Here is a 6,572-nt window from a genome sequence, read left to right on the forward strand (position 1 = left end):
CCTGCCCGCACCACGGCACCCGCCGGCCGCCCGGCCGCCGCACCCGACCGTCGTCGGCGGCGGTGGCGGTGGCAGCCGGCGTTCCCCACCCCGGTCCTCCCCACACGGGCTCCGCCACCCCGCCGATCCCGAAGGACCGTTCGTCCGTGGGAAGGACCGACGACAACCGCACGTGCGACCACCGGTTCCATCGACCGAGAGCGGAAACGATGCATCCCCCCATCACCGGCCTCACACCCCCCAGCCGTGCCTCCCTGTCCGGGCTGGTCGGCAACACTCCCCTACTGCGCGTCTCGGACCCGGCGTCCCGGACGGAACGCGGGTTCTGGGCGAAGCTCGAAGGCTTCAACCCCGGCGGCATCAAGGACCGCCCCGGCCTGCACATGGTCGAACGGGCCCGCGCCCGGGGCGACCTCGCACCCCGGGCCCGGATCATCGAGTCCACCAGCGGCACCCTCGGCCTCGGGCTCGCGCTCGCGGGCATGGTCCACGGGCATCCCGTCACCCTGGTCACCGATCCCGGCCTGGAACCCTCCATGATCCGCCTACTGACCGCGTACGGGGCGCGGGTCGACGTCGTCGCCGAGCCGCATCGCACCGGCGGGTGGCAGCAGGCCCGCCGCGACCGGGTCGCCGCCTTGATGCGGCGCCATCCGGGTTCGTGGTGCCCGGACCAGTACAACAACCCCGACAACACCACCGCGTACACCGGGCTGGCCCTCGAACTCGCCGCCGAGCTGGGGCACATCGACGTGCTGGTGTGCAGCGTCGGCACCGGGGGCCACTCGGCGGGCGTCTCCCGCGTCCTGCGCCAGTTGTACCCGGGCCTGCGGCTGGTCGGGGTGGACACCGTGGGCTCCACGATCTTCGGGCAGCCCGCCCGGAACCGGTTGATGAGGGGCCTCGGTTCGAGCATCCATCCGCGCAACGTGGCCTACGAGGAGTTCTCCGAGGTGCACTGGGTCGCACCGGCCGAAGCCGTCCGGACCTGCCGGCTGCTCGCCGCCTCCCACTACGCGGCGGGCGGATGGAGCGTCGGCGCGGTCGCCCTGGTCGCCGGCTGGCTGGCCCGGACCCTGCCCCGGAGCTCCCGGATCGCGGCGGTCTTCCCCGACGGCCCGCAGCGCTACCTCGGCACCGTCTACGACGACGACTACTGCGCCGCCCACGGCCTGTTGGACGCCCCGACCCCCACCGAACCCGACACGATGGCCCGTCCGGACGAGCGCGAGGTCACCCGCTGGACCAGGTGCGCGAACGTCGTGGATCCGCTGACGCCCGCCGGCCCGGCGGCCGGTGCCTCGGACACGGCCGACGCACCGGACCCGGCCACCGCGGTCGCGAAGGAGCGGTCCTGATGCCGGGAACCCTCGCGCAGGTCCGCTCGTACGACCGCTGCGTCCAACTGCTGATGGTCAACCAGTTCACCATCAACCTCGGCTTCTACATGCTCATGCCCTACCTGGCCGCGCACCTGTCGGGCTCCCTCGGGCTCGCGGCGTGGACCGTCGGTCTCATCCTGGGCGTGCGCAACCTCAGTCAGCAGGGCATGTTCCTGATCGGCGGGACGCTGGCCGATCGCCTCGGCTACAAGCCGATGATCATCGCGGGGCTGGGACTGCGCGTCGCCGGGTTCGCCACCCTCGGACTGGTCGATTCGGTGCCCGCGCTCATCGCGGCCTCGGCGGCCACGGGCCTGGCCGGAGCCCTCTTCAACCCGGCCACCCGGGCCTACCTGGCCGCGGCCTCGGGTGAGCGCCGGGTCGAGGCCTTCGCCCTGTTCAACGTCTTCTACCAGGCGGGCATCCTGCTGGGTCCCCTGGTGGGGATGGTGCTGACGGGCATCGGGTTCCGCGTCACCTGCCTGACGGCGGCCGCCGTGTTCGCCGTACTGGGAGCCGTCCAGGTCCGGGCCCTGCCCGCACGACGGGGCGACGGCGCCGGGGACCGGGCGGCCGGCCCGCGCGAGAAGGTGTTGGCCCAGTGGCGGGGAATCCTCGCCAACCGCCCGTTCCTGCTGTTCTCCCTGGCCATGATCGGCTCCTACGTCATGACCTTCCAGGTCTACCTGGCCCTGCCCCTGGAAGTCCGGCGCCTCGGCGGTGACGGCGCTTTCGGTACGGCGTCGGTGGCGGTCCTGTTCGCCGTGTCGGGGCTGAGCACGATCCTCCTACAGACCCGGGTCACCGCGTGGTGCGAGTCCCGGATGGAGCCGGGCCGCGCGCTCACGTGGGGGCTGCTCACGATGGGGGCGGCCTTCCTGCCGCTGTTGGCCGCCGCGGCGGTGCCCGCGGAGGCGGGCGGCACGGGGGCGAAGCTGCTGGCCGCGGGACCACCGGCGGTGTCGGCGCTCATGCTGGCGCTGGGCACGATGATCGCCTACCCCTTCGAGATGGACACCATCGTCCGGCTCTGCGGGGACCGCCTGGTCGCGACGCACTACGGGTTCTACAACACCGTCTGCGGCCTCGGCATCGCCCTCGGCAACCTGCTCACGGGGGCCGCGCTGGACACCGCGCGGGCCGCCGGCCTGTCGGCGCTGCCCTGGCTCGGGCTGTGTGCCCTCGGTCTGGGATGCGCCGCCGCGGTGTACGCGCTGCACCGCACCGGGCGTCTGACTCCCGTGCCCCCGGCGAGGGTTCAGGCGATCCCGACGGTGTAGGAGGCCCGGTACCCCTGACCGTCGGCGAGGGGCTTCAGCGTCATGGCGGCGCCGGACGCCCGGTAGCGGTCGTCGCGCTCGTTGGGGTGCTTCGGGGCCCGCCGGCGGTCGTAGGGGGCGAGCGCGTACGCCCGCAGCAGGAGGTCCTCGGGGAGGAAGAACTGCGAGGTGGTCCCGGCACCCGCGTCGGGACGCACCTTGAAGTGGATGTGCGGTGCCAGGCCCGCGTACCAGCCTGGCACGATCGTGCGGAACACGGCGCGGCCGCCGGCGTCGGTGATCTGCGTGCCGCGCAGGAAGGTGGCCTTGCCGGTCGAGTAGGTGCCGGAGGAGTCGGCCTGCCAGATGTCGACGGCGGCGTCCGCGAGGGGCCGGCAACCCGCCGACATCCGGACCACCGTGAGGTCGAGCCGGAAGGGCACGCCGTCCCGGCCCTCCGTGACGTCCGACCGGACCTTGTCGAGGTCCAGGTAGTACGGGCCCTCGCCCGCCTCGGCCGTGAGCACGCAGCCGGGGACGGTGGAGCCCGCCGACGGCAGGGCCGCCGGGGCGGCGGGCGTCCGCCGCGTCGCTGACCCGCGGTCCCCCGCCGCGCCCGAACAGGCCGCGGTCAGCGCGGCCGCCCCGGCCGTTCCCGCCGCCAACAGCAGGGCGCGACGGCTGGTCCGGGAGGTGTCGTCGTACTCGGCCATGCGAACCCCTCGCAGCGTTCCTGGGACCGTCGCACGCGGACGGCCGCACACTGCGCCCACCGTGCCGGACGCCGACCGACGGCTCCGGCACCGACACGAACGACCAAGCTTTCAGCCCAGCGGTCAGGCGAACGGGTTGGCCGGGCCGCTCCTTCGCGCCGCGCTCAGGGTGAGGGCTCGTGCGCGGGGCAGCAGCCGTCGCGGAGCATCTGGTCCAGCACGGCGCGCCAGCCGTCCCCGGGCGGGGCGGCCGGGCCCGCCGCGCGCCCGCCGGTCAGGGAGTCCTCCAACTCGGCGCGTTCGTGAAGGGTTCCGCCGCGCACGGCCGCCCGGACGCGGACCAGGTCGGAGAAGTCGGCGAAGGGGTCCCCGTCGATGACCGTGAGGTCCGCGATCCTGCCCGTCTCGACCGTGCCCAGCCGGTCCTCGACGCCGAACGCTCGGGCCGGGGCCAGGGTGACGGTGGTGAGGGCCTCGGCCGGCGACAGGCCGTACCGGTGCAGGGCGCGCAGCCCGAGGTGGAGGTGGAGGCCGACCGGGGTGAGCGGGGCGTCGGTGCCGAGGAGGATCCGGCCGCCGCCCGCGAGGACGTCCCGGTAGGCGGCGACCTCGCGTTCCAGGACGGCGTACTGCTCCGCGCTCGGCGGCCGCCCGGCCGCCTCCCGGACGGCCGCCACGTCCCAGGGCGGCATCAGGGCGGTGACGCGCGGGTCGGCGGCCAGTCCCGGGTCGGCGCCGATCAGCGGGAGCGCCGTGAAGGGGGTCGCGATCAGGTCGAACCCGCCGCGGGCGTAGACCTCCACGGTGTCCTGGTAGGTGTGGCCTCGCGGAGTCGCCCCGTGGCCGTGCTCGGCGCGTTCGGTGGCCACGAGGTGCGTCGTCAGGTCCTGCCCGCTCTGGATTCCGGGGGCGCACAGGTGGGAGCCGGCGAGGACGCCGAGCCGTTCGTGCGCGAACCGGGCCGCATCGGCCATCAGTTCGTACGGGGCCCTGACATAGGTTTTGACGAAGTCCCAGTCCAGGGCCTCGGCGCGGGCGAGCGAGCGGGCGAAGCCGGCCCGCGTGCGGTGGGCGCGCCCCATGCTGTAGGCGACCCGGGAGCCGTCGAGGAGCTCCCCGCCGGCCAGCAGCCTGGGGGCGCGGAGCAGGCCGGCTCGGATGTCCTCGCGCAGCCGGGCCTGTTCGTGGGCGGAGCCGCCGAGGGAGACGGTGGTGGTCACGCCGTAGGCGAGGTGGAGCAGGCCCTGGCGGGCGCCGTAGGTGTACGGGTACGGATGGACGTGGGAGTCCCACAGGCCCGGCAGGACGGTGCCGTGGGAGGCGTCGACGGTGCGCGCGGTCCGGCGGCCGGCCCGGTGCGGCTCGACGGCGCTGATCCGTCCGTCCCGGATCAGGACGTCGACGTCGGCGCGGGGCGGGGAGCCGGTGCCGTCCCAGAGCAGGCCGGCGTGCACGACGGTGTCGACGGGGGCGGGCCGCCGGTGGTCCAGGGAGACGGGCACGGTACGGGGCGGCCCGTCGGGCCGGCCGGTCCCGTCGAGGGTGAGCAGGCGCAGCCGGTTGCCGCTCTGGTAGAGCAGGGTCCGGCCGTCCGCGGACCAGGAGGGGTGGTCGGCGCTCTCGTCGGTGATGCGGCGGGCGGGTCCGGCCGGGGTGCCGTCGGGGGTGACGGGCAGCAGCCAGAGGGCGGATTCGGCGACGCAGGCGAGGTGGCGTCCGTCGGGGGACCAGGCCGGGCCGGAGGCGTACCGGTCCGACAGGGAGGCGTGCGGGGCCAGTGGGTGGAGGCGGTCCGCGCCGGTGGTGGTGTCGACGATCCGGATGAGGTTGTGGCCCTCGCGGAAGCGCCGGTTGAGGCGGTTGCGGTCGCAGAGGGCTACGTACCGTCCGTCGGGCGACCAGCTGGGCGGGCCGGGCAGCCCGCCGCCTCCGAGGGCCGTGACCAGCGGGGTCTCCTCGCCGGTGGCGAGGTCGCGGACGAGGAGCCGCCCGGTCAGGTCGAGGGCGGCGAGGCGGGCGCCGTCCGGGGAGGGCGCTCCGTAGACCCGGCCGCCGGGGGCGAGGACGGTTTCGCGGCCGTCCGCGAGGTCCCGGCGGCGTACGGTGTTCAGCCCGTCGCGGTCGTCGGTGTAGGTCAGGGCCCGGCCGTCGGGGGTCCACACCGGCCCCTGGACGTAGGCCGTGACGGGTGCCCGCACGATCCTGCGGGGAACTCCGGTGGTGACGGGCGCGATCCAGAGGGCGTTCAGGGCGGCGAACGCGACGCTGCGGCCGTCGGGCGAGAGGCTGGGCAGGTGGATCCCGAGGACCCGGCGGCTGCTTTCGGCCTCCAGGGCGTACTCCTTGATCCGGTAGCGGGGCCGGGTCACTTCGAGCGTGGCGTCGAGGGGTACTTCCCGGCCGACGGGGTCGTGGTGGGGGCGGATCGTCCGGAACCGGCCGTCGAGGGTGATCAGGAGCCGGTCGTCGCCGATCCAGCGCGGGGGCGCGGGGGCGAGGTCGCCGTCGAGGGCGACGGGTCGGCCGTCCACGTACAGGGTGTGGAGTTCGGCCTTGCGGGGGCCGGGGGCGGCGCTGAGCCAGGCGGTGCGCCCGGCCGGGGACACGGCCGGGGCGAGCAGGCCGCCCTCGGTGACGGTGTGTTCGGTGCGGACGGGGCCCGCGGCGTGGGCTGCGACGGAGGCGAGGGTGCGGGCGGTCAGGGTCTCCCCGGTGAGGGTGGCGCGGACGAACAGCACCCGGGAGCCGTCCGCCGACCAGACCGGGTCGAAGTCCTCCCAGGCGCCGTCCTGGCCGGGACCGTCCTGCCCGCGCACCCCGGTCAGGCGGCGCGGGGGGCCGCCGGTGAGGGCGGCGGTCCAGACGCGGTACGGGCAGCCGGCCACGGGGTCGCCGCCGCGTTCGGAGCAGAAGGCGAGGGTGCGGCCGTCGGGGGACCAGGCGGGTGCGCGGTGGTCGAACGGGCCGTCGGTGATCCGGCGCAGGCCCGAGCCGTCGGCGCGCATCACCCAGATGTGGAAGGCGCCGCCGCGGTAGGCGCTCATCGCGACGTGGCGGCCGTCCGGGGAGAACACGGGGCGGCCCGGTTCCAGGTCGGGCGGGGTGAGGGGGGTGGCGGGCGAACCGTCCGGCGGGAGCGACCAGAGGACGTTCTGCACCTCGGCCACGACGTGCCGCCCGTCGGCGGTGGCGGTCGCCGCGCCGTTGGTGGCCCGGGT

General features: G+C 75.2%; 4 protein-coding genes. 2 read left to right on the top strand and 2 right to left on the bottom strand.

What is annotated here, in order from left to right; translation table 11 throughout:
* Positions 1–209: 209 nt before the first annotated feature.
* Positions 210–1,358 carry a PLP-dependent cysteine synthase family protein gene (locus tag NOD94_RS39600; protein ID WP_281211087.1) on the top strand — a complete coding sequence of 383 codons (1,149 nt, stop codon included), beginning with the start codon at positions 210–212 and terminating at the stop codon, positions 1,356–1,358.
* Positions 1,358–2,662, top strand: coding sequence for an MFS transporter (locus NOD94_RS39605; RefSeq protein WP_281211088.1), 1,305 nt, complete (start codon positions 1,358–1,360; stop codon positions 2,660–2,662). Before NOD94_RS39600 ends, NOD94_RS39605 begins: the two co-directional genes overlap by 1 nt.
* Here the strand turns inward: NOD94_RS39605 and NOD94_RS39610 are convergent.
* Together NOD94_RS39610 and NOD94_RS39615 are read right to left on the bottom strand one after the other, a co-directional pair.
* Positions 2,641–3,354 carry an intradiol ring-cleavage dioxygenase gene (locus NOD94_RS39610; protein WP_281211089.1) on the bottom strand — a complete coding sequence of 238 codons (714 nt, stop codon included), beginning with the start codon at positions 3,352–3,354 and terminating at the stop codon, positions 2,641–2,643. The genes NOD94_RS39605 and NOD94_RS39610 overlap by 22 nt on opposite strands.
* A 164-nt stretch (positions 3,355–3,518) precedes the next feature.
* Positions 3,519–6,572, bottom strand: a 3,054-nt coding sequence (locus NOD94_RS39615) for an amidohydrolase family protein (protein ID WP_281211090.1), incomplete at its 5' end; no start/stop codon positions are given.

The sequence above is a fragment of the Streptomyces sp. Isolate_45 genome (assembly GCF_024721315.2).
Classification (GTDB): domain Bacteria; phylum Actinomycetota; class Actinomycetes; order Streptomycetales; family Streptomycetaceae; genus Streptomyces.

What these genes read in the sequence shown, in the direction of transcription:
- NOD94_RS39600 (WP_281211087.1), top strand. Translation starts at nt 210, where the DNA reads ATGCATCCCCCCATCACCGGCCTCACACCCCCCAGCCGTGCCTCCCTG.
- NOD94_RS39605 (WP_281211088.1), top strand. Translation starts at nt 1,358, where the DNA reads ATGCCGGGAACCCTCGCGCAGGTCCGCTCGTACGACCGCTGCGTCCAA.
- NOD94_RS39610 (WP_281211089.1), bottom strand. Translation starts at nt 3,354, where the DNA reads ATGGCCGAGTACGACGACACCTCCCGGACCAGCCGTCGCGCCCTGCTG.